Source organism: Methanohalophilus sp. WG1-DM (assembly GCF_004104135.1).
GTDB classification, from domain to species: domain Archaea; phylum Halobacteriota; class Methanosarcinia; order Methanosarcinales; family Methanosarcinaceae; genus Methanohalophilus; species Methanohalophilus euhalobius.
In genome coordinates this window covers 16942-37667 of record NZ_RRBA01000007.1, presented here as the reverse complement: position 1 = coordinate 37667, position 20726 = coordinate 16942, and the positions used below count along the sequence as shown (strand labels likewise).

25 protein-coding genes are annotated in these 20726 nt (G+C 44.7%); 19 read left to right on the top strand and 6 right to left on the bottom strand.

The genetic code is table 11. The features are described 5' to 3' along the window. Positions 1 to 113 precede the first annotated feature (113 nt). The 10 genes from mtbA to CI957_RS06210 all read left to right on the top strand — a co-directional run bounded on the left by mtbA (position 114) and on the right by CI957_RS06210 (position 7169). On the top strand, positions 114 to 1142 hold the full coding sequence (gene mtbA / locus CI957_RS06255; protein ID WP_096712294.1) for a methylcobamide:CoM methyltransferase MtbA: 1029 nt from the start codon (positions 114 to 116) through the stop codon (positions 1140 to 1142). A gap of 211 nt (positions 1143 to 1353) precedes the next feature. Further along, on the top strand, positions 1354 to 1746 hold the full coding sequence (locus CI957_RS06250; RefSeq protein ID WP_128754484.1) for a NifB/NifX family molybdenum-iron cluster-binding protein: 393 nt from the start codon (positions 1354 to 1356) through the stop codon (positions 1744 to 1746). Continuing rightward, positions 1743 to 2105, top strand: a complete 363-nt coding sequence (locus tag CI957_RS06245; RefSeq protein WP_128754483.1) for a NifB/NifX family molybdenum-iron cluster-binding protein — start codon at positions 1743 to 1745, stop codon at positions 2103 to 2105. The genes CI957_RS06250 and CI957_RS06245 overlap by 4 nt, the downstream gene beginning before the upstream one ends. Before the next feature lie 10 nt (positions 2106 to 2115). Continuing rightward, complete coding sequence (locus tag CI957_RS06240) at positions 2116 to 2940, top strand: ATP-binding protein (RefSeq protein WP_128754507.1); 825 nt, start codon at positions 2116 to 2118, stop codon at positions 2938 to 2940. Then, positions 2937 to 3800, top strand: coding sequence for an ATP-binding protein (locus CI957_RS06235; protein ID WP_128754482.1), 864 nt, complete (start codon positions 2937 to 2939; stop codon positions 3798 to 3800). The genes CI957_RS06240 and CI957_RS06235 overlap by 4 nt, the downstream gene beginning before the upstream one ends. Then, positions 3797 to 4369, top strand: coding sequence for a DUF1847 domain-containing protein (locus CI957_RS06230; RefSeq protein WP_128754481.1), 573 nt, complete (start codon positions 3797 to 3799; stop codon positions 4367 to 4369). Before CI957_RS06235 ends, CI957_RS06230 begins: the two co-directional genes overlap by 4 nt. Positions 4370 to 4371: 2 nt before the next feature. Then, positions 4372 to 5028: an MBL fold metallo-hydrolase gene (locus CI957_RS06225; protein WP_128754480.1), complete on the top strand. Its 657-nt coding sequence runs from the start codon at positions 4372 to 4374 to the stop codon at positions 5026 to 5028. Positions 5029 to 5085: 57 nt separating this feature from the next. Continuing rightward, positions 5086 to 5370 (top strand): ferritin family protein, encoded by a 285-nt coding sequence (locus tag CI957_RS06220; protein ID WP_096712299.1) that lies wholly within the window; start codon positions 5086 to 5088, stop codon positions 5368 to 5370. 37 nt (positions 5371 to 5407) lie between these two features. After that, entirely contained in the window at positions 5408 to 6703 is a 1296-nt protein-coding gene (locus tag CI957_RS06215) for an MgtC/SapB family protein (RefSeq protein ID WP_128754479.1), read from the top strand. A gap of 46 nt (positions 6704 to 6749) precedes the next feature. After that, the gene (locus CI957_RS06210; protein WP_096712301.1) at positions 6750 to 7169 is read left to right on the top strand and encodes a metal-dependent transcriptional regulator; all 420 of its coding nucleotides are present in this window, start codon (positions 6750 to 6752) and stop codon (positions 7167 to 7169) included. A 3-nt stretch (positions 7170 to 7172) separates the two neighbouring features. Here CI957_RS06210 and CI957_RS06205 read toward each other — a convergent pair whose 3' ends face one another. Together CI957_RS06205 and CI957_RS06200 are read right to left on the bottom strand one after the other, a co-directional pair. After that, positions 7173 to 7820, bottom strand: coding sequence for a TfuA-related McrA-glycine thioamidation protein (locus CI957_RS06205; RefSeq protein ID WP_128754478.1), 648 nt, complete (start codon positions 7818 to 7820; stop codon positions 7173 to 7175). After that, positions 7817 to 9097, bottom strand: a complete 1281-nt coding sequence (locus CI957_RS06200) for a YcaO-related McrA-glycine thioamidation protein (RefSeq protein WP_128754477.1) — start codon at positions 9095 to 9097, stop codon at positions 7817 to 7819. Before CI957_RS06200 ends, CI957_RS06205 begins: the two co-directional genes overlap by 4 nt. Positions 9098 to 9381: 284 nt before the next feature. Between CI957_RS06200 and CI957_RS10635 the strand changes: the two genes are divergently transcribed. Together CI957_RS10635 and CI957_RS06195 are read left to right on the top strand one after the other, a co-directional pair. Beyond that, the gene (locus CI957_RS10635; RefSeq protein WP_164909048.1) at positions 9382 to 9534 is read left to right on the top strand and encodes a hypothetical protein; all 153 of its coding nucleotides are present in this window, start codon (positions 9382 to 9384) and stop codon (positions 9532 to 9534) included. A 41-nt stretch (positions 9535 to 9575) separates the two neighbouring features. Next, positions 9576 to 10754, top strand: a complete 1179-nt coding sequence (locus tag CI957_RS06195) for an aminotransferase class V-fold PLP-dependent enzyme (RefSeq protein WP_096712304.1) — start codon at positions 9576 to 9578, stop codon at positions 10752 to 10754. A 2-nt stretch (positions 10755 to 10756) separates the two neighbouring features. Here the strand turns inward: CI957_RS06195 and purL are convergent, their stop codons facing one another. Both purL and CI957_RS06185 read right to left on the bottom strand, forming a co-directional pair. Continuing rightward, on the bottom strand, positions 10757 to 12901 hold the full coding sequence (purL, locus tag CI957_RS06190; RefSeq protein WP_128754476.1) for a phosphoribosylformylglycinamidine synthase subunit PurL: 2145 nt from the start codon (positions 12899 to 12901) through the stop codon (positions 10757 to 10759). Positions 12902 to 12988: 87 nt separating this feature from the next. Then, positions 12989 to 13321: a DUF192 domain-containing protein gene (locus CI957_RS06185; protein WP_096712306.1), complete on the bottom strand. Its 333-nt coding sequence runs from the start codon at positions 13319 to 13321 to the stop codon at positions 12989 to 12991. A 77-nt stretch (positions 13322 to 13398) separates the two neighbouring features. Here CI957_RS06185 and yciH point away from each other — a divergent pair, with 77 nt between their 5' ends. From yciH to CI957_RS06170, 3 genes are all read left to right on the top strand, one after another. Further along, positions 13399 to 13707: a stress response translation initiation inhibitor YciH gene (gene yciH / locus CI957_RS06180; protein WP_013036737.1), complete on the top strand. Its 309-nt coding sequence runs from the start codon at positions 13399 to 13401 to the stop codon at positions 13705 to 13707. A 177-nt stretch (positions 13708 to 13884) separates the two neighbouring features. Beyond that, positions 13885 to 14244 (top strand): transcriptional regulator, encoded by a 360-nt coding sequence (locus CI957_RS06175; protein ID WP_072358759.1) that lies wholly within the window; start codon positions 13885 to 13887, stop codon positions 14242 to 14244. Further along, positions 14241 to 15458, top strand: coding sequence for an Nre family DNA repair protein (locus CI957_RS06170; protein ID WP_128754475.1), 1218 nt, complete (start codon positions 14241 to 14243; stop codon positions 15456 to 15458). Before CI957_RS06175 ends, CI957_RS06170 begins: the two co-directional genes overlap by 4 nt. A 158-nt stretch (positions 15459 to 15616) precedes the next feature. Here the strand turns inward: CI957_RS06170 and purC are convergent, their stop codons facing one another. Beyond that, positions 15617 to 16348 carry a phosphoribosylaminoimidazolesuccinocarboxamide synthase gene (gene purC, locus CI957_RS06165; protein ID WP_128754506.1) on the bottom strand — a complete coding sequence of 244 codons (732 nt, stop codon included), beginning with the start codon at positions 16346 to 16348 and terminating at the stop codon, positions 15617 to 15619. A gap of 136 nt (positions 16349 to 16484) precedes the next feature. On the opposite strand from purC, the gene nikR reads away from it, so the two are divergent. The 3 genes from nikR (at position 16485) to CI957_RS06150 (ending at position 19217) form a co-directional block, all read left to right on the top strand. After that, positions 16485 to 16907, top strand: a complete 423-nt coding sequence (gene nikR / locus CI957_RS06160) for a nickel-responsive transcriptional regulator NikR (RefSeq protein WP_072358752.1) — start codon at positions 16485 to 16487, stop codon at positions 16905 to 16907. A 50-nt stretch (positions 16908 to 16957) separates the two neighbouring features. Further along, the gene (locus CI957_RS06155) at positions 16958 to 18094 is read left to right on the top strand and encodes a UDP-N-acetylglucosamine--N-acetylmuramyl-(pentapeptide) pyrophosphoryl-undecaprenol N-acetylglucosamine transferase (RefSeq protein WP_128754474.1); all 1137 of its coding nucleotides are present in this window, start codon (positions 16958 to 16960) and stop codon (positions 18092 to 18094) included. A 94-nt stretch (positions 18095 to 18188) separates the two neighbouring features. Then, positions 18189 to 19217 carry a flippase-like domain-containing protein gene (locus tag CI957_RS06150; protein WP_128754473.1) on the top strand — a complete coding sequence of 343 codons (1029 nt, stop codon included), beginning with the start codon at positions 18189 to 18191 and terminating at the stop codon, positions 19215 to 19217. 5 nt (positions 19218 to 19222) lie between these two features. Here the strand turns inward: CI957_RS06150 and CI957_RS06145 are convergent, their stop codons facing one another. Further along, positions 19223 to 20161 (bottom strand): phosphatase PAP2 family protein, encoded by a 939-nt coding sequence (locus CI957_RS06145; RefSeq protein WP_164909047.1) that lies wholly within the window; start codon positions 20159 to 20161, stop codon positions 19223 to 19225. Between the two features lie 280 nt (positions 20162 to 20441). Between CI957_RS06145 and CI957_RS06140 the strand changes: the two genes are divergently transcribed. Then, the gene (locus CI957_RS06140; protein WP_096712313.1) at positions 20442 to 20621 is read left to right on the top strand and encodes an MM0924 family protein; all 180 of its coding nucleotides are present in this window, start codon (positions 20442 to 20444) and stop codon (positions 20619 to 20621) included. The last annotated feature ends 105 nt before the right edge of the window (positions 20622 to 20726 follow it).

Below are 20726 nucleotides of genomic sequence, written 5' to 3'. Positions count from 1 at the left end.
GTATATTGATAGCGCTTTTTTCATGAACATTTGAACATGAAAAGATATATATATGCTAAATGCGTAGCCAGATTACCTTTTAGAATAAAAATAAGTTTTAAGGAGTAAAGGTTATGGTTGAATATACACCCAAAGAGAGATTAGCACGCGTATTTGCAGGTGAAGAAGTAGACAGAATGCCTGCTATCTGTGCCACCCAGACAGGAACAGTAGAACAGATGGATGCAGTAGATGCTTACTGGCCAGAAGCTCACGAAGATCCTGTAAAAATGGCAGCACTGGCAGAAGCAGGCCACACAGTCATAGGATTTGAAGCAGTACGTGTTCCTTTCGACATCACAGCAGAAGCAGAATTTTTCGGATGCGGAATCAAGCCAAGTACCAAGGAACAGCAGCCATCCGTTATCAGCCACGTTGTCAGCAAGGCCGAAGACCTCGAACAATTCGAAGGTTACAACATCGAAGACGGCAGGATCGGCAACGTATGTAAGGCAGTCAAGATCCTCGCAGACAAATACGGCGACGAACTTCCAATCATCGGCAGTATGATCGGACCATTCTCCCTCGCACAGCACCTTAATGGTGACTCCTGGTTCATGAACATCATGACCGACCAGGAATTTGGCCTCAAACTCATGGAATTCACCACTGAGTTCTGCACACAGTACGCCCTCAAGCAGGTCGAGAACGGTGCCAACACCTTTGCAATCATTGATCCAACAGCCAGTTACCAGCTTATTGGTGCTGACTTCTACAAGACTTTCGTAGTTCCATTCCACCAGAAGATTGTTGAAGCACTCCACGAGAAAGGTATACCATCCATCCTCCACATCTGCGGAGACACAACAAACGGACTTGCGATCATGGAAACCTGCGGCGTAGATGCACTCAGTGTAGACCAGAATGTCGACCCTGCAGCAGCAGTTGAGAATGTGGACAAGGCCCTCATAGTAGGTAACCTAGACCCAGTAAGTGTTCTCTGGAACCAGGGCGAAGACAATGTCGAAGGTGTAAAGGAAGAATCCAAGAAAGTTCTCGATGCAGGAGTACAGCTTCTCGCACCGGGTTGCGGTATTGTGAGCAAGACTCCCACCCAGAACCTTCAGGCAATGATAGAAGCAGCAAAGAACTGGACATACTAAGTCCAGTTCTTTATCTCTTTTTTTATAATTTCTAAATTAATTTGATTTTTACAGGCTTGGAATGCTTACTGCAGTATTTATATTTGCAGTATCTCACTGGCTATCATTGGCTTAATAAATATAGCATAAGAGATTTTCTATAATATGGTTTTGAGAAAGTTATATATACTTCCTCCATTATGTGCTAAATACCGTAAAAAGAGGAATAACAATGAAAATCTGCATAACATCAAAAAGCAATGAACCTGATTCAGATATTGAGCCCCGTTTTGGCAGAGCTCCTTATTTCATAATTGCCGACACCGAGAACGGAGAATTTGAAGCAGTAGAGAACCCTGCAGCAGGTGCTACCGGGGGTGCCGGAATACAGGCTGCCCAGGAAGTCGCAAAAATGCAGGCAGATGTTTTGATCACCGGTAATGTGGGACCTAATGCCTATGAAGTCCTTTCCACAGCAGGGATCGAAGTCGTAACCACTTCCGGTGTATCGGTAAAAGAAGGAATTGAACAGTATAATAAAGGAACTCTGGAAAAAGTATCCGGTCCAACTGCCAGGGCACATGCTGGCATGGGTCGCGGACAGGGCAGAGGGGGAAGAAAATGAAAGTATGCATACCGGCAACCGAGAACAGTGGAATAGATTCACCCGTAGGCCCGCACTTTGGTAAAGTCCCTTATTACACAATATACGACAGTGAGACCGGCAAAGTAGATGTTCTGGAGAATACCAGTGAGCATATGGGCGGTGTTGGATTGCCTCCCGAATTACTCACAAATGAAGGCGTTGAAACCATGCTCTGTGGAGGCCTGGGGTGGAAAGCCGTCCAGATGTTCGACCAGTTCGGCATCAAAGTTTTCGTGGGAGCACAGGGGAAAGTCAGGGATGCCATAGAAGACTGGAAAAATGAGAGGCTCGAGCAAGCTGGTGCAAACAACTCCTGCAGTGGACATGATCACCACTGAAACACCAAACATGAAAATAACTGTGGCAAGCGGAAAGGGAGGAACCGGGAAAACAACAGTTGCTGTTAATTTCTTCCTTTCTGTTCCAAAAACCAGCCTCCTTGACTGTGATGTGGAGGAGCCAAATTCCAATCTGTTTTTACACAATGACCTTAAAAAAGTAAAAGAGGTTACGATACCAGTTCCCGTAATCGATGAGCAAAAATGCGAACATTGTGGCAAATGTGCTGATTTTTGCAATTACAATGCGCTTGCAGCACTACCACAAAAAGTGATGGTCTTTTCCGATCTCTGTCATGGTTGTGGAGGATGTAGCCTCGTCTGTCCCAATGATGCTATCAGTGAAACAGGACGCAGCATAGGGAACATAGAGCGGTCCCTTTCAGGACAGTTCCATACAGGACTTCTGAATATAGGAGAAGCAATGGCATCACCCCTGATAAAAGAACTCAAGACCTATGCAGGCGAAAATACAGTAATAATGGACGCTCCGCCGGGAACCGCCTGTCCTATGATCACAACCGTTGAAGATACTGACTATTGCATCCTTGTTACCGAACCCACACCTTTTGGACTCAATGACCTGAAACTGGCAGCGGAAGTTGTCCGGGAAATGAAAATTCCTGCGGGAGTGGTAATCAACCGTGCAGGAGTAGGAGATGGTGGTGTTGAAGAATATTGCCATCAAACCGGTCTACCAATAATAATGGAAATTCCCTATGACCGCAGAATAGCTGAAGCTTATTCAGAAGGCATACCTTTTGTTGAAACTATGCCGCAGTGGAAAGAAAAATTCCTGCAGATGTTTGAAACCATAAAGGAGGCAGTTAGATGAAACAACTCACAGTAATCAGTGGCAAAGGAGGCACCGGCAAAACCACCCTCACCTCTGCCTTTGCAGCTCTTGCGGAAAATGCCACCATTGCAGACTGTGATGTCGACGCTGCCAACATGCACCTGCTGCTGCAACCTGAAATAATAAAAACCTATGATTTTACCGCATTACCTACCGCAGTCATACACCCTGAACAGTGCACTGGATGCGGGATATGTATTGAACATTGCAGGTTCGGGGCAATAAAGGAAACTTTCGAAATCAATCCGTACATATGTGAAGGTTGCGGAGTCTGCGAGTATGTCTGCCCTGCCGATGCAGTGACAATGGTATATAATAAATGCGGAGAAGCCTATGAATCTAAAACCCGGTTCGGACCACTCATCCATGCCAAACTTGGAATAGGGGAAGAAGCCGGAGGGAAACTTGTCACACTCGTTCGGGAAATTGCAGAAGAGGTAGGCCCAAAGAATAATTGTGACACAATAATTATAGATGGACCACCGGGTACCGGTTGTTCAGTAATTGCAGCCCTTACAGGTGTGGATATTGCCCTTGTAGTCACCGAACCCACCGTCGCCGGGATACATGATCTTAAAAGAGTGATGGAAGTGACAGAACACTTCGAGATACCATCTCTGGTTTGTATAAACAAATCCGATATAAACGATAACAAAAGAAGAGAAATAGAAAAATTCTGCACTCAGAAAGGGATTAAAATTGCAGGCGAAATCCCCTATGATACAACCCCTACCGAGGCAATGGTGGAGGGAAAAACAATTGTGGAATATACCGACAATTCTTTTGCAAAATGCATCATAGAAGTATGGGAAGAAGTAAAAGAAGAGATGCAATCATGAAATGTGCAACCTGTCAGGAGAAGGAATGTCGCAACGGGAAAGATTGCAGCGGTGTTGCAGAGGATATCGAATATACCGGTGAAGACCTCGATTGTATGCAGGTTGCAGCTGCTATCGAAGGGCAACATTATATGCAAAAAACCCGGCTGGAAGAGCTTATCCTGTTTGCCAAACAAATGGGTTACCAGAAACTGGGAATTGCTTTTTGTATCGGACTGGCCAATGAAGCCGCAACCATCACCCGGATCCTGAAAAAGGATTTCGAGGTTTATTCTGTCTGCTGCAAGGTCTGTGGTATCCCAAAGGAAAAGTATGAGCTTGAAAAGATCCATCCCGAAAAATTTGAGGTTACCTGTAACCCGAAGGGACAGGCCTTCTTACTTGCCAAAAAACAAACCGAGTTGAATATCATCGTTGGTCTCTGCATGGGCCATGACATTATATTTACCCGCCACAGCGAAGCCCCGGTAACCACCCTGATTGTCAAGGACAGGGTGCTTGCACATAATCCCGCTGGTGCAATCTATTCCGGCTATTACCTGCGCAAAAAATTCAAGCTTGAGGATTGAATATGGAACTTACCGTTGTTTATGATAATAATGCAGCTGAAGATTTTCATGCAGGATGGGGGTTTGCCTGTCTGATTCAACAGGAGGACACTACACTTCTTTTTGATACGGGTTGGAACGGACCCGCCCTGCTGGAAAACCTAAAAAAAGTGGGAATTAAACCCTCAGACATAGACATACTTATCCTCTCCCACCAGCACTGGGATCATATAGGAGGGCTGTCTGCAATATTACATAATTCAGATGCCCTGGAAGTGTATGTGCCCCGGGCATTCTCCCCAAATCTCAAAATGGAGATAGCCAGATGTGCCCATCTTGTCGAAGTTACAGGACCTGAGCAGGTCTGCAGGGGGGGTTTTACCACCGGTCAACTGGGAAGCGGTATAAAGGAACAATCCCTTATACTGCAATCTGGAGATGAATTGTATATTATAACCGGATGTGCCCATCCGGGATTAGGGGAAATAATTGACAGCGCTGCCAAAATGGGTCATGTCACAGGTGTACTCGGAGGCCTACACGATTTCAATGATATGGCCAAATTGGGCCAACTTTCATACATAGCAGCCGGACACTGCACATCCCACCAGGAGGAGATCAGACGCAAATATCCGGCAAATTTTGCATACATTTATGCAGGATACTCCGTAGACATATGACAAATACAGCAAGAACTATATTCTAAGATTTCTATAATGTTTAATCGGAGGATACATATGTTATCAAAGATACCAATTGACCTTGATGCTGTAGAGGATGAGAACATAGATAAGGAAATCTTAAGAGCTGGCATTATAGCCGAACTTGATGCTATCAACCTCTATGAACAGATGGCCGAACTTACTTCCAGCGAGGAGATCCGGGCAGTGCTGCTAGACATTGCAAAGGAAGAAAAGACCCATGTGGGAGAATTCCAGACCATGCTGCTTGAATACGATAATGAACAAGAAGATGAACTGGAAGCAGGCAGAAAAGAAGTTGAAGAAGAAGTCCTTAAATAAAGGATCTTAAAGACTTTAGCAATCCGGAGGTGGAGTGATGGAAATTATACCCACCATCGGGCTTGATCCTTTTTTATTTGATTATCTGGAAAAACTCATCCTCTCCCTGATGATAGGTATTATCATCGGAATAGAAAGAGAACATCGAAGAGCAGAACATCCGGTTTTTGCAGGTGTGCGTACATATTCTCTGGCTGCTGTCACAGGCATGCTGGCAACAATTGCAGGGAAAGCAATCGGTAATGATATTATAATTGCTGCAGCCTTTTTGATAATAGCATGTAGTATTGCCCTGATATACCGTACCTACACAATGCGGGGCAAACTGGGCATGACAAGTGCCCTGTCTTTATTCTGCACCTTCCTACTGGGAATACTGGTCGCGACCGATAATTATCTGTTTGCTATTGCCGGTGGAGTTGCAATAACTTTTCTGACTATTGAAAAACGCCCGCTCCATTCTTTTGCCCAAAATCTTTCCAATGAAGATATCCTGAACAGCCTGCAGTTCCTTGCTGTGGCCTTCATCCTGTATCCCCTGGTACCTGATGAAGAACTATGGGGCATTGTGGACCTTAAAGCCACAATTCTTATTGTTGTACTTGTGATGTTTATCGGATTTATCAGTTACATTTCTCTCAAACGCTTCGGAGCAGGTGGAGGCGTACCCTATTCTGGATTGTTGGGAGGATTTGTGAGCAGTGAAGCCACCACTGCTGCCCTGGCATCGATAGCAAAGAAAAAATCCGGGCTTGTAAATGCTTTTTACATCGGGATCCTTTTGTCCAACCTTTCCATGTTCATTAGTAATCTGGTAATTGCCCTGATTGTAGATAATTCAGGTAAAACTACACTGTATATGCTACCTCCGCAATTATTGATGATACTGGTAGTAATAGGGATTTTTTGGAAAAACAAGAATATATCAAAGAAAATGGAAGGAGCGCTTGACATTGGCTCACCCTTTGCCTTAAAGCCTGCACTGCGTTTTGGAGCGATCTTTCTGGTATTACAGCTTTTTGCAACCTTTGCCAACGAATACGCGGGAACGTATGGCACATATGTAACTGCGCTGGGAGGTGTGGCCAGCAGTTCGGCAGTAACAGCTTCGATGGCATCCCTTGCAGTGAAGGGAGAAATTTCGTACATGCTGGCTGGTGAGACCGCAGTCATTGCCGGTATTGTGAGCACACTCAACAAAATCACCTACATTCGGATTGCAGGTGCATTGGAACTTGAAAAAAGAGCCCGTATGACATTGATAATGCTATCTATTGTGGGAATTGTCGGGCTTGTTGTATGGATTTATGCAGATATTAAACCTATCTTCTGAGCAAAACCTCATAAGACTTAAATATATTTTTAATTAAACTCCCACCATGGAAAAGATAACAGGGCTGGAGCTTTCCCCGCGTAAAATAGAATATCTCAAATATATTCATCAGAGAAAAGAAAACGTACGCACCAATGAACTTTCAGCCCACCTTAAGGTAGACCCCTCTACAACAACCAAAACAATCAACGAACTTGCAGAGGAGGGATATGTCAACCATGTACCTTATCGTGGCGTGAAACTTACAGAAAAAGGGAAAGATTATGCTGCTTTTCTGATTCGCAGACACAGGATATTAAGCCTTATGCTCAAAAACTATGGCCTCTCACCCGAAGAAGCCTGCAGCGAGGTAAACCGTTTTGAAAGCTTTGTCTCCCTGCATGCTATCGATACCATATGCAGTACCATGGGCCATCCGACAATGGGAGTGTGTGGCAAAATAGAGCACCCCCACTGTGACGTATAAAATTTAAAGATTCAACTCCTTTATTCTGTAAAGGACCGCCAGAGCGTCTTTTCTTTTGATATCCACTTCAGTGTCACGGCAGAAACCAAGTAGACATGCGGCAGTCTGTTCATCCAGCATTCCTTTGTCCCGGGCACTTTTTATTATGCCGTAATAACTCCTTAGAGAATAATGGGTAGCTTTTGCAATATCCAGCAGGAAAGCTTCCTGAACAGAGGAAATAATGCCCTCATTCATAGCAGAGAGGAAGGTACATCGGATATTCACAAGCGGAGCAGAAATGGACTCATAGGTATCAGGGTTTGTTGCAACCGCCACTTCATCATCATCTTCAATAACACCATCACGATACCATTCATAGATTTTACCTACACCTATCATGCCGTGGCGATCCATTTCGGATGCACGCAAAGCTCCCATGCTACACCCGCCAACTATTGTTACATTCTTGCGCAGGGCCTCCAGTATTTCCCTGTGACCAACTGCAGCCCTGTGGAAAAAAATACCGTCAATGATACCAATCAAATCATAACCCTGTTTTACAGCCTGTGTAACATCCCCGCGCTTAACCGGGCCGTGGACGGTTGCACCACTGAGTTTTCCTGCTTCCTCAAGGCCTATACTGGTGCCGGCAAAAACTATTGTTTTCATACTTTCGGCCTGCGTTTCCAGGGTTTTTCTTTTTCAGCACCTTTTCTTTTGCCTACCAGCCGTATCCTTTTACCAACCCTTTCACGATCAAGAGTGTATTGCTCAAATCCGGGAATTATTACCCTGACTACAGGTATATTGATTGAACTGCGACTCAAATCCACAACAACAGCATTGCGAGCAATCTTTTCCAGATGGGACAGAACGGTATTGATGTTTCCTGCAGGTGTCGGGGAGGAAATGTCCTGCATATCTGCAAGGGATATCTTATCCACACCTTCCTCATACCAGTAAATGTTCATCCTTCTCATACGTTCATAACCAATCTTACGGACCAGGTCCTCCCGGATTGTATCCTCACGTGCCCCGTGTATCTGGACAACACGAGACTGTGCAGCCTCGGTAATAGCACGCATAACAGCAATCTCTGGTCTTAAATGAGATCCTGCCCCCATTACCAGCAGGGCCGGATCTTTCAGCTGTACGTCATCCGTAGCAGCGACCACTGTTGTGACAGGAGTGTCATGTAGCAAAACCCAGAGGCGAATATCCACACCACTGTCCCTGAAGGCTTTGAGCATCTCGTAGGCCTGCCCGTCTTCTTCCGTTAGCACAAGTTCCATTCCCGGATTGCGGTTGAACTCGGCCATACTCAAAGCATCCCTTTCAATTACTTCCAGCAAACCATGCAGTATGGCTTCTTCCATCACATTACCCGATGCAAGTCCATTGGTATTGCTGCGGAAAAGATGGGCAGACATGCCCGGAGCATCATAGGGATGATAAACAGAATTGGAGGGCACATAGACCTCTTTTCCTGAAAGCAGATCAAACCCTTCTGTCCATTCTATCAATGAAGAAGAATCAAGGGGTTGGGGCATCAGGAATTCTTCAGGATGGATCATGTCGTGCTCGGAGGCGGCTTCTTCCAGAGTAGCCATGAATTCATCAGCAGCTACGTTTTCGTCAATGTCTGCATTCACCCCGTTGCGCTCTGCAAGACAGCGTTCGTAGCATTCCATAATCGTGGAGATGCGGGCCTGCTGCGGGTTCACTCCTTTACCTGAATAAACGGAGATGGCACCATCAGCAGCTGTGGGGCGGATGCCTGAAAACACCGGGATACCCAGCCGATCAAGATCAGTAATATTGGCAATACGGGTCACACCAATTGTATCCAGGCCGGCACTGGCTTTTTTCAGGGTGGCTTCACCATCCAGCACCCTCTGGCTATCTCCCTCATACTTTACAGAAGGATCAATGTTTATGGTAGGCATGGAAGGGAAGTCTCCTGCATCGCTAATAATCCTTACGATAACAGGTATCGTAAGGACCGATTACGTTGCAATTAAGCTAAGTTATTGGTAAATGTAAGGAAAAGTGAGAATTGTATCACCAATGTAATGCATTTCCATAACCCGACAAAAAATAATCAACAAACAAATATATATAGAAAGAACACTTATGTAACTGTTTAATATTCTAATTATGCTGTTGATGCCTGAGGGGTCATGTATGGCAGCAGAGTATTGAAATTGAAGAAGACAGGAGGTTATACCATATGACAACTATAATGAAAAAACATGATATTCTGAGATGTGAAGACAAGAAGGGAAAATGCCATTCAGTAGTCAGAGGACATACAGAAGGCAAACTCAATGAAGATGATGAAGAACTCTACCACTTTATGGTAGGCGGGATGCAGGCCAAATAAGCTGCAAAACCTATTTTACTCTTTATCCATAACTTGCCTGCATGTATGACGTCGAGAATATACGTGCAGATTTTCCCGTATTAAAGGATAACATATATCTGGACAATGCTGCCACCACCCAGACCCCGGTGCAGGCGGTAAGGGCCATGGAAGATTATTTCTTCAAGTATGCGGCAAACCACGGCAGGGGAGCCCATCACCTGGCCCGCCAGACAACTGATCATTTTGAAGATGCCAGAGAAACAATAGCTGATTTGCTGAACTGCCCGGCAGAAAATACCATTTTTACCAAGAATGCAACCGAAGGCCTTAATCTGATAGCCCGGGGCATAGACTGGCAGGAAGGTGACCACATAGTAACCACCCTGGTGGAACACCACTCAGACCTGCTTCCCTGGATGGAACTCAGGGAAAGGGGAGTTGAACTTACCATTGTGGAACCGGACAATGAAGGCCATGTGGCCGTGGAAGCCCTGGAGCAGCACATTCGCCCTTCCACACGTCTTTTGGCAGTTACCCACATATCCAATTCCTTTGGTTCCATACAGGATGCGGATAACATGTGCAAACTTGCCCGGGACCACGATAATCTCTGTTTGATAGATGGTTCTCAATCCGCAGGGCACATGCCGGTGAACCTCAAACAGATGGATTGCGATTTTTTCGTTGCCCCCGGACATAAAGGCTTGCTGGGCCCCCAGGGAACCGGTGTGGCATACATTAAAGAACCGGATTCAATCAAGCCCCTCAATGTAGGAGGAGGAGCAGTAAGATCAGTTACCACCACAGGCTACGAACTGGAAGAAACACCTGCCAGGTTTGAAGCCGGGACACCCAACATCCCGGGAGGAATCGGACTGGGCAGGGCTGTGAAATATGTCCAGGAAATAGGTGTCAGCGACATCGAGAAACATGAAAGACAACTTGCAAAAAATGCCGCATACAGACTTGCACAAATAGAAGGAGTGGAAGTATACGGCCCGGATAACAGGGGTGCTGTGGTGCCTTTCAATGTCCGGGGACTTAATCCCCATGATGTAGCAATGATACTGGATGAAACCCGGCAGATATGTCTGCGCAGCGGTTACCACTGTGCCATGCCGGGGATTGATTTCATGAAACTGAAAGGAACGGTGCGGGCATCTTTTGCCCTGTATAACACCGAAGAAGAAGTCGATGCCCTGGTGGAAACCGTTGAACAGATAACCACCCTGGCCTGATTTTATTTCATCATCAATCGGGTTAATGAAGCACGGGAATCCCTTATCTCATCCAGATCTACTTCAATGTGCTCATTGTTTACTGTAATCCTCACACTACCACCACCGGTAGTACCGATTACAACATGCGGGATATTGCCAAGCTGTGCAGAGACGACATCCGGGTCATCTGTTGCAAGCAGAGCCCTGCCATGGGATTCGGAAAAGAGGAATTCTTCTGCTGACATATCCCCTGCAATCTCAGAGAGGTTCACTTCAACACCCACATTCCCGCACATCTCACAGAGAGCAGCTGCAAGCCCACCCTGTGAAACATCGTGAGAAGCAGCGACTTTACCGGCCCTGATTGTTGTGATCAGGGATTCAACTATTGCCGCCATATCAGCCGGCACTTGCGGGACATTGCCTGCATTTGGACTACCCCTTAGATTATAGTATTGCGAACCACCCAGTTCTGCTTTTGTGGTTCCCACAAGGATGACAGACTGGCCTATCCCTGTAAATTCCGAGGATGGGACCGCAGAAATATTCTCCACTTCTCCCACAACACCTATTGCAGGAGTTGGCAGGATTGCAGTATGATGCTCCTCACTCTCGTTGTACAGAGAGACATTACCCCCTACCACCGGAATGGAAAGGTCACGTGCTGCATCAGCCAGTCCATTTATGGTGTACTTGAATTGCCAGTAGATATCAGGCTTTTCAGGATTGCCGAAGTTCAGGCAATCCACCAGGGCCAGGCCACGACCGCCCTTTACAGCAAGATTCATTGCATTTTCAGCAAGGGTTCCCTTCCCTCCTTCGTAAGGGTCAAGATAGGTATGTCTGGGATTGCAGCCACATGAAAGAGCTATCCCCCTGTCACCGACAATCCGCTGGATAGCAGAATCTCCTCCGGGTCTGGCTACTGTCCGTATCTGGACCTCATGATCATACTGGCAATATATCCAGTCCTTTGAAGCCACATTGTGGGATGCAAGTACATCAAGAACTGCCTGTTTCAGGTCCCCTGTTGCAGCCGGCACAGGGTCTTTTTTGACTGCAAAGGGTGCGGAAGGGCGCTCAAAGGTTGGCGCACCTTCTGTTAAAAGATGAATTGGAATATCCGTCTCAGTATTACCTTCAAATTCAACTGTAAAATAAGGCCTCTCGGTCAATTCGCCAATGACAGCACCGTTGAGGTCATATTTTTCGGCAAGCTGGAGCATATAGTCCACATTTTCAGGTTCCACCTCGAAAAGAATACGCTCCTGGGATTCTGCAATCAAAATCTCAAAGGCATTCATCCCGGCCTCTCTCTGGGGCACACTGTCTGCAAGTATATGGATACCCAGACCGCCTTTGGAAGCCATTTCTGAAGAAGCACCTGCAAGGCCGGCAGCTCCTAAGTCACGGCAGGATTTTACGACACCTTCTGCAACCGCTTCAAGAGAGAGTTCAATCAGGAGTTTTTCAGTAAACGGATCACCTATCTGGATACTGGGCCGGTCCTCTGCCTCGGCACTTTCGGACAGGTCCCTGGAAGCAAAAGAGGCGCCCCCCAGACCATCACGGCCGGTAGTGGAGCCAATAAGTACGATCTTATTACCTGCCTTTTGTGCCGTGGCAGTTACAAGCTGATCTTGACGGGCAAGCCCCACACATACAACATTCACCAGAGGATTGCCACTGTAGCGTTCATCAAAAAATGCCTCACCCCTGACAACCGGCACACCTATACAGTTACCATACCCTCCGATACCTTCGATAATATGCTCGAACAGATACAGATTCTTAGGAGTGTTCAGGGGGCCGAAATAGAGCGGGTCCATAAGGGCAATTGGACGGGCACCCATGGAGATAATATCACGGACAATGCCTCCCACGCCTGTAGCCGAACCATTGTAGGGATCGACATAGGACGGATGATTATGGCTTTCCATACCCAGGGCAAGTACCCAGCCGTCACCAAACCGCACAATTGCAGCATCATCACCAGGACCTATGATTACACGGTCACCGGTAGTTGTAAAACTCTTAAGCAGTGGGGCACTGGAGCGATAGGAGCAATGTTCACTCCAGAGATTGAGAAAACAACCCTGCTCCACATTATTCGGCTGCCGTCCCATTTTTTCTACAATGATCTTCAGGTCATCTTCAGGTAGCATGTGAGAACCTCATTAAATTGGAATGATGTACCCATAAATAGGCATGTAAATAAACATTTCTTATGTATGGGTATTTTCCAGGGACATCTACTGCCCTACCTCAAGTCCATACTTCTCCACGGAACCTGCAGCCATTTCTACCATATAGCGGGTTGCATTTTCTGCGCGGGCAAAACCCAGCCACGGATGCAGGGATTCAATTTGTGTTATACGATAATTTGAATCGAGGAAAAAAACATCCAGGGAGAAAGGAACAAAAAGCATATGTATGGAAAACTTGCAGGGTTTGTTTATAGAAAAAAACATAGCATAATCCTGTGGGATATTCAGCCTGAACATCAGACCCATCGTTCTTTTCAGTAACGTATCAGCCATTTCAACGTCTCTTGCAACCATTTTACCATTAGCTTTTAATAGCATCGCATTTAACTTCTATTTGTCTGTATATAAATTATACAGACAACATAATACTAAATTTTCGGAGGAAAAACCAGAAGATGAGTTCAGAAATGTGCTCTGTTTGCGGATTGCCAAAAGAATTGTGTATCTGCGAAGAAGTGGCCAAAGAGCAACAGAGAATAACCGTAAAGGTAAACAGGCGAAGGTATGGAAAAGAAGTTACAGTGGTAGAAGGTTTTGATGCCAATGAAATTGATCTCCATGAACTTTCAACATACCTCAAATCAAAATTCGCCTGCGGTGGTACAGTACGTGGCAATGCCGTAGAGTTGCAGGGCAATCATCTTGGAAGGATGAAAGACGTTCTGGTCCAGAAAGGGTTTTCTCCCGATCAGATCAAGAATTAAAACTTTTTTCAATGACTAATTAAATGACAGAAATCCGAAAAACATCTGTCCCGGCAAAAGGAAGAAACACAAAATCTTTTTTGAGCCGGCTTTTTCAATTACATATAGCACCTTTTCCTGCAGTAAAGAGAGGGATTAGTGTCATCTGAATAAAACTAACATAGAGGATACCATTAAATGAAACCTACCTGTGAAATAATGGTGCAAAGGGTATTGCCAGCCATCAGAGCCGTACTTGCACGTGAGCTTATGAATGAACATAAGTGCACACAGCAACAGGTGGCCAACCTATTGGGCCTGTCAAGAGCCGCCGTATCTCAGTACGTCAGTGAGAAAAGAGGTGCAGAAGTAGGATTTTCTGAAAATACAAATGAGGAAATCCGTAAATTTGCCTTCTGTCTTGCAACGGATGGCCTAACCCCCAAGCAAAAAGTAAAACGTATGTGTGAAGTATGCAAACATGTCCAGAAGTCCGGCTGGCTTTACAAGAATGCACCAGAAGTAGGATATTGTATCCTGTGCGGTGAAGATGATTGAAAAACCGGTGTATTGAATGTAAAGGGAAAGGACTTTGTGGAATAGCGCGGTGTCCCATACTTGAAAAGTTCAGGGCCACCACTAAACATTCCCCTCAAAAGCAAGGGGAAAAAACTATTTTTGGAGCATCTCCTCCTGCTGTATTTGTTGGTAGGTATGGCTATCCCGAAGTAAGTGCCGGACCCATGATACCTCCTTTAATGGAAAGTGAGGACGCTGCACAGCTGGAGGACCCACATGCACTACTTGGCATGGGAATAGATGATATCATACAAAAAAGGTGCCAGCTGGTACGGGCTAACACCACTGTCAAAGTAAAACAATTTGAAAAAAGCCGCCTGATAGAAAAAGCCCAGGAAATGGCACTTTCCCGCAAACCCGTGGACACAGAAGTGTTGCTCAGCAAACCTTTAAAGCCTGCCCAAAAATTCGATGGTGTACTCACACCGATGGGACCGGCCGGGAAAATGGAACGTTTTGATATCGCAGAAAACCCGAAGGTCCCTGATAAAGTTGACTACCTGACCTATGATACCGATGTAAAAGCCACAGATGCTGCCCTGGAGCTTTATGACCATGATATTGGCTGTGAACATATAACCCGGCTTCTTTCCATCGGTTTGCTCGGGCAGGAAAGAAAACTTGTCCCCACACGCTGGGCAATTACCGCCACAGATGATATGGTGGGCAAAGAGCTGGCAAAGGGTTTACTGGATTACCCCGAAATAAAGGACATACAACTATACAGCGGAGGTAGCCTTGGAAACCATTTTGAAATACTGTTGATACCCAGGAGTTATTCTTTTGAACTGCTGGAGTTGTGGATGGCACGTACGGTGTGGTCTGCAGACAAAGCCTGGATTGGACAGGACATGGAAGGAACTTGCGGGAAGAAAGGATACTCAACCCTGGCAGGAGGGTATTATGCAGCCCGTCTGCCGGTTCTGGAAAAACTTGAGAGCATAAGAAAGCAGGCTGCAGTATTTGCAATCAGGGAGATTACTCCTGATTACTGGGCGCCCCTGGGAGTATGGGTTGTCAGAGAAGCAGCACGCAATGCTCTTTCAACAGAGCCGGCTTTCTTTGAAACCCTGGAAGAAGCACTGATGGATATGAAGACACGCATCAATACGCCTTTCTACCAATGGAGAGAAAAATCAGAGCTTCTGCCTTATGTAAAGGAGCAAACAACGCTCTCAAGGTTTTTGCCATAAGCATCCACAGCCGGCATGCAGCAATAAAAGTGAATTAGAAAAGAAAAATGGGATGCAGCTGTGCCTGACATTTGACTGAATTGATGAAGACAACCGCTTACATACCAGACAGGACTGAAAAATTCATCCAACAGCCTGCCATCAATAATATTTACAGTTCAATTTTCAAATATTTCAGGGACAAGGCGGCGCGCCAATTTTTCATAGGTTCCGGAAACATCACCCTTGTTAAACCTGAATACATCCTTATCCAGGGATTCACGAGTACCCGCATCCCAAAAGCGACAGGTATCACAGGATATTTCATCGGCAAGCACAATTTCACCGTTTGCCCAACCAAACTCAAGTTTGAAATCAACGAGTAAAAGGCCCTGGTTTTCCATGTACGTTTTGAGAATGGAATTGATATTCAGAGCAAGTTCACGGATTTTTGCAATATCCTCACTTGTGGCTATCCCAAGGGCAAGGGCTATGTCCTCGTTCAGCATGGGATCCCCATATTCATCGCTCTTATAATCCATTACAAGCACGGCTTCTTTGAATTCGTCCCCTTCATTGAAAGGATATTTCCGGGTGATAGAACCTGCAGCTATGTTGCGTGGAATCACCTCAATAGGAATAATTTCCACTTTTTCGACAAGCATCCGTTCATCGTCAAACATCCCAAGATAATGGGTATTTATACCCTCATCCTCAAGCATCTCGAACAACTTGCGAGATATCTGGGCATTATAATATCCCTTTTTCTCAGCTTCACTTTTCTTCTTGCCATCAAAAGCGGTAAGACTGTCCCTGAAATGGGATACAAGTACTTCCGGATCATTCGTTGTATAGATGGTCTTGGCCTTTCCTGAGTATAGCTCTTCCTTGATCTGGATATCAGACATCATGCAATCTCCTTCCATAGTAGATACACAAAATCCAATATAAATCTATCACACCGTTTACACATAGTATAATATATAGCAACTTAAAGTAACACAAAATATTATTAATACGCAGAACAATTGAAATAAAGGTGATAACATGGAACAAGAACTTATGCGAATCGGAGTTTCCCTGCCCAATAACCTGCTGGAAAAGTTTGATTCCATTATAGAGCAGCGTGGTTACTCATCCCGGTCTGAAGGAATAAGGGATGCTATTCGAAGTTATATAAATTATCATGAATGGATGGGCGATATCAGTGGCAGAAGAGTTGGTACTATAACCCTTATCTATGATCATACAAAAAGAGGGTTATCCAATGCCATTGCAGACGCACAACATGGCTACACAGACCTTATTAAAACTTCAATCCATATACATCTTGACCCTGAGAACTGTATGGAAATCATAATCTTTGACGGGGACGGGGAGAAAATAAAGAAACTTGACGAAAATCTCATTTCCCTGAAAGGTGTCAAGTATGTCAAACTCAATACAACACCACCTGCGGAAAAATTGTGAAGAATAACATTAATTGAGCATATATCAGTAAAAAAGAATAATCCATAAATATGTCACTCAAGATACTCATATTTGTTTGCGGAGAGGGGCTTGGCCATACAGGTAGGTGCCTTGCGGCCGGCAGGGAATTATCCAGAGCAGGACATGAAGTGACCTGTGGTGCTTATGGCTATTCCGCACAGTTTCTGGCCGAGCATGGAATGAATGTAAAAGAGATCCCTCCCGAAATTCGACTTGTGGGAGAGAAAGGTTCTCTTAACCTGGGAAAATCCATAAAGGAAAGTATCAAGTTGGGACAGGTACCCGGCCTGTTCAATGTTCAAAGGCTTGTTGATGAAGAAAAACCGGATGTAATTCTTTCAGACAGTTATTACCTTGGAACTATAGCAGCCCTGAGGAGAAAGATACCTGTTGCATTGATGGTTAATCAATCCAATATGGAAATATTCTTTCAGGAGAATTATTTGTTCCAGGGCCTGGGGAAAATTGCAAAAGAATTCTACAACGGAATTTTCAAACGCGTGGATAGGACAATCATACCCGATTATCCACAACCCAATACTATCTGTGCTCTAAACCTCAACTTTGAAGATGAATCTACTTCAAAAGTGGAATACACGGGCCCTCTGCCCGCCAGAAATTATGAAGATGTTATAGCACAGGAGCTGCCCAGACCTCATGTCCTTTCCCTTATAGGTGGTTTTGGTTACAGGGCACCTATTTTCCGCAGAATAATCGAAGCTGCAAGTATGGACAGCACTATCAACTATACACTACTCTCAGGCCCGGGTCTTGATAAAGAAGAGCTACCCCCCCTTCCTGATAATGCAGAACTTCTACCATTTATTCCCGACCAGTTCCCCTATCTTAAAAGCTGCGACCTGGCAATTGCCCCAGGCGGCCATACAACAATGATGGAGGCTCTTTCCTATGGTGTGCCAATATTGTCATTCCCTGACAGGGGGCATAGTGAACAGCAAAATAATGCAGAGGGACTTGAAGCTAAAGGGTGTGGAAAGCAGATGGATTATAAGGCTTCAGCTTCTGAAATACTCGAATCTGTCAGAGAAGCCGTAAACGGCAAGTACAGGGATAAAACCGAACAAATGAAAAAACTTGCCAGAGAAATAAATGGACCTGAAAATTTAAGAAAAATACTCGAAGATATAGCATACCAAAGATTATAAATGTCTGATCTACATCTAGAGAATAGCCTCTGCATGCTGATTTATAAAAATCGTTACCAGCATAGCATCCAGCAAAAAATACCAGGTGCACAGGATGAATAAGTTCGCAAAATGGCTTGCTATTTCTTCAATAATCAGTATTATAACAATAATAGGGGTATTCGTTTACACAATCGACCCTAAAACTACGGAGAGTCTTCACAATATCCGCCCCCTTTACCTTGTTGCAGCTGCTGGCCTTCATTTACTGGCATTTGCTATATGGGGTATGCGAACTAAAATAATGGCTGGAGCCCTGGGATACAACCTTGAGATCAAGAAGGCATGTGAAATTGTCATATCAAGCTCTTTTCTTGCAGCAATGACCCCTTCCTCTGTAGGAGGAGAGCCATTGAGGATACATCTGCTTCAGAGTGACCGGATGCCTGTAGGAAGTGCCACTGCAGTCGTACTTGGCGAAAGGGTGCTGGATGCCATAATAATATTGACAGCCGCACCCTTTGCGCTATCCCTCTTTGGAGAAGTACTTGGAGACGGCAAACTTGACAGTTTACTTACGTTTGGTCAATTATTCCTATTTTTCATACTTGCAATACTTCTGTATGCAATCTGGAAACCCCATTACACACGCAGATTTCTCCAGTGGGTAGTAAATAAATGCAGCAGGCTCTTTGGAGACGATAAAAAACACATCTTCTGTAAAATATCTGAGAAAGTGGATACTGAATTAGAAGAATTCCATTACAGTATCTTTTTCTTTTTGAAAGAAGGAAGATTGGGGCTGCTGGCAGGGATATTATTTACATTTGTATTCTGGTTCACTGAATTTTCCATGTTGCCCGTACTCCTTATGGGCCTAAACCAGTACCCTTCGGCAATCATTGTTTATGCAGCCCAGGTTTTGCTGATGATCGTGATTATCATACCCGCAACACCAGGTTCCAGCGGAGTGGCGGAAATTGGGGCAACCACGCTTTTTTCAGTTTTCGTGCCCACTTATATGCTGGGAATCCTTGTGGTGGCATGGAGAGCATTGACATTCTACCTGAATCTGCTTGTCGGCGGGTTTATGAGCTTCAAGATACTCAAGGATACAGTTGAAGTCGATGAACTTCTAAAATAATTCCATTATTCTGAAAAGCGTTTTCTGAATCGTTTTAATAATGAAAACATGCGCCCTTTGATGTCATATTCAATGCCGCAATGACCACATTGCATAAAGGAATCAAAATATATACGCCTGTTACACCCCACACATGGAAGTGCCGGCCCTTTTAATTTCCAGGCGACCATGGCCACAACCCAGCGATAGATTGCAAATAAATTCTCACTGTAGCGAAAAGCAATTAGACAACACACAATCGCAAGCAAGGTACCTCCTACAAGGTCGCTCAGCCAGTGGATCCCCAGATAGAGAATTGTAAAAAGAATTGTTGCTGTGGTAATAACGGCAAAGGCCTGATATCTGCGGGATTTTACATTATGCAGTACCATTATCATAGCCATTACCGAAAGAGCCGCGTGGAGGCTCGGGAAACAATTATTGAGTTCAGGATCCACAATACGCACACCTTCGGCTATGAGAGGGCTCAAATTATAAAGAAGCGGACTGACACCTGAAAGAGTATAACCGGTCACATGAACAGGGAACAGTACGTAGAACGGAAATGCCAGCATATAAATCAGGATGAACGCCACCACAAATTCCTGGATGGCTTTGTGCCTTTGCAGGTAAACCAAAAGCAGGAATGTGAATACCATTAAGAAAGGAAACATTAAAAGATAAAAAAAACCGCTTACATAAGTTAACAGAGGAGTCGCTATTTCCTGGAGCAGGCTTACTGTATTACCTTCCAGGATCATGATATAGCGAGCATAATTCTGGTTTGCCGGGATTCCAAGTAATGTGGCAGCAGTTGTTTGCATATGCACAAGTGCAAAAACAATTAGCATGGGGATGGCATAAATAGCAACATCCACCACAAAATGGAAAAATCCTTTCATACTGCTGAATTCAGGACGCCTGTTCTCGACAGGCACAAAAAAAACATACCCAACAGTAACCATAAGAAATAATAATGGAATCATTACGATTGTCATTATATATTGGGATAACCATTGCCCGCTGAAGCTGGATATAATCTCAGAGAGCAAAAGCTGGGTGAAAGAATACATATCCGACCTACCGGGTTTCAATATGCAGAGACTTGCATATATATTTTAGGTATCTGGCCATAAAGTCCATATTTCAAAAGATAACCAATAATATAGGGAAGAACTAGCCTTTAACCCGCAAAAAATATTAACTTTCAAAACATAGATAAATTGTCAAAGAGGAGGTCAATTCATGCAATCTTTCATAGTGGAACATTACCTTGGAACCGAACTTGATATCTATTGTGGCGAACCGGATACCTTTAAAGGAACCGTTGAGGCATGTGCAGACGGTGTGCTTACAATACGTAAAGACAACAAATACACCCATATAGCCATCGACAAAATCATAGCTATTTGGGAAGAAAAGTGAACTACAAGCAGGCTCATGCCTGTACTTTTTTATGGAATAAAATATGCAACTCTATTGGTTTGCTAAAAAAGGCAAAACACTGAAACATTACTTTGATTAAGACAG

Coding starts and splice junctions, on each gene's coding strand:
- CI957_RS10635 (WP_164909048.1), top strand. CDS start 9,382: ATGACAACTATAATGAAAAAACATGATATTCTGAGATGTGAAGACAAG.
- CI957_RS06240 (WP_128754507.1), top strand. CDS start 2,116: ATGAAAATAACTGTGGCAAGCGGAAAGGGAGGAACCGGGAAAACAACA.
- CI957_RS06205 (WP_128754478.1), bottom strand. CDS start 7,820: ATGAAAACAATAGTTTTTGCCGGCACCAGTATAGGCCTTGAGGAAGCA.
- CI957_RS06175 (WP_072358759.1), top strand. CDS start 13,885: ATGAAACCTACCTGTGAAATAATGGTGCAAAGGGTATTGCCAGCCATC.
- CI957_RS06210 (WP_096712301.1), top strand. CDS start 6,750: ATGGAAAAGATAACAGGGCTGGAGCTTTCCCCGCGTAAAATAGAATAT.
- CI957_RS06195 (WP_096712304.1), top strand. CDS start 9,576: ATGTATGACGTCGAGAATATACGTGCAGATTTTCCCGTATTAAAGGAT.
- CI957_RS06155 (WP_128754474.1), top strand. CDS start 16,958: ATGTCACTCAAGATACTCATATTTGTTTGCGGAGAGGGGCTTGGCCAT.
- CI957_RS06215 (WP_128754479.1), top strand. CDS start 5,408: ATGGAAATTATACCCACCATCGGGCTTGATCCTTTTTTATTTGATTAT.
- CI957_RS06230 (WP_128754481.1), top strand. CDS start 3,797: ATGAAATGTGCAACCTGTCAGGAGAAGGAATGTCGCAACGGGAAAGAT.
- CI957_RS06245 (WP_128754483.1), top strand. CDS start 1,743: ATGAAAGTATGCATACCGGCAACCGAGAACAGTGGAATAGATTCACCC.
- CI957_RS06200 (WP_128754477.1), bottom strand. CDS start 9,097: ATGCCTACCATAAACATTGATCCTTCTGTAAAGTATGAGGGAGATAGC.
- CI957_RS06145 (WP_164909047.1), bottom strand. CDS start 20,161: ATGGTTACTGTTGGGTATGTTTTTTTTGTGCCTGTCGAGAACAGGCGT.
- CI957_RS06185 (WP_096712306.1), bottom strand. CDS start 13,321: ATGCTATTAAAAGCTAATGGTAAAATGGTTGCAAGAGACGTTGAAATG.
- CI957_RS06225 (WP_128754480.1), top strand. CDS start 4,372: ATGGAACTTACCGTTGTTTATGATAATAATGCAGCTGAAGATTTTCAT.
- purL (WP_128754476.1), bottom strand. CDS start 12,901: ATGCTACCTGAAGATGACCTGAAGATCATTGTAGAAAAAATGGGACGG.
- CI957_RS06220 (WP_096712299.1), top strand. CDS start 5,086: ATGTTATCAAAGATACCAATTGACCTTGATGCTGTAGAGGATGAGAAC.
- nikR (WP_072358752.1), top strand. CDS start 16,485: ATGGAACAAGAACTTATGCGAATCGGAGTTTCCCTGCCCAATAACCTG.
- mtbA (WP_096712294.1), top strand. CDS start 114: ATGGTTGAATATACACCCAAAGAGAGATTAGCACGCGTATTTGCAGGT.
- yciH (WP_013036737.1), top strand. CDS start 13,399: ATGAGTTCAGAAATGTGCTCTGTTTGCGGATTGCCAAAAGAATTGTGT.
- purC (WP_128754506.1), bottom strand. CDS start 16,348: ATGATGTCTGATATCCAGATCAAGGAAGAGCTATACTCAGGAAAGGCC.
- CI957_RS06250 (WP_128754484.1), top strand. CDS start 1,354: ATGAAAATCTGCATAACATCAAAAAGCAATGAACCTGATTCAGATATT.
- CI957_RS06235 (WP_128754482.1), top strand. CDS start 2,937: ATGAAACAACTCACAGTAATCAGTGGCAAAGGAGGCACCGGCAAAACC.
- CI957_RS06140 (WP_096712313.1), top strand. CDS start 20,442: ATGCAATCTTTCATAGTGGAACATTACCTTGGAACCGAACTTGATATC.
- CI957_RS06150 (WP_128754473.1), top strand. CDS start 18,189: ATGAATAAGTTCGCAAAATGGCTTGCTATTTCTTCAATAATCAGTATT.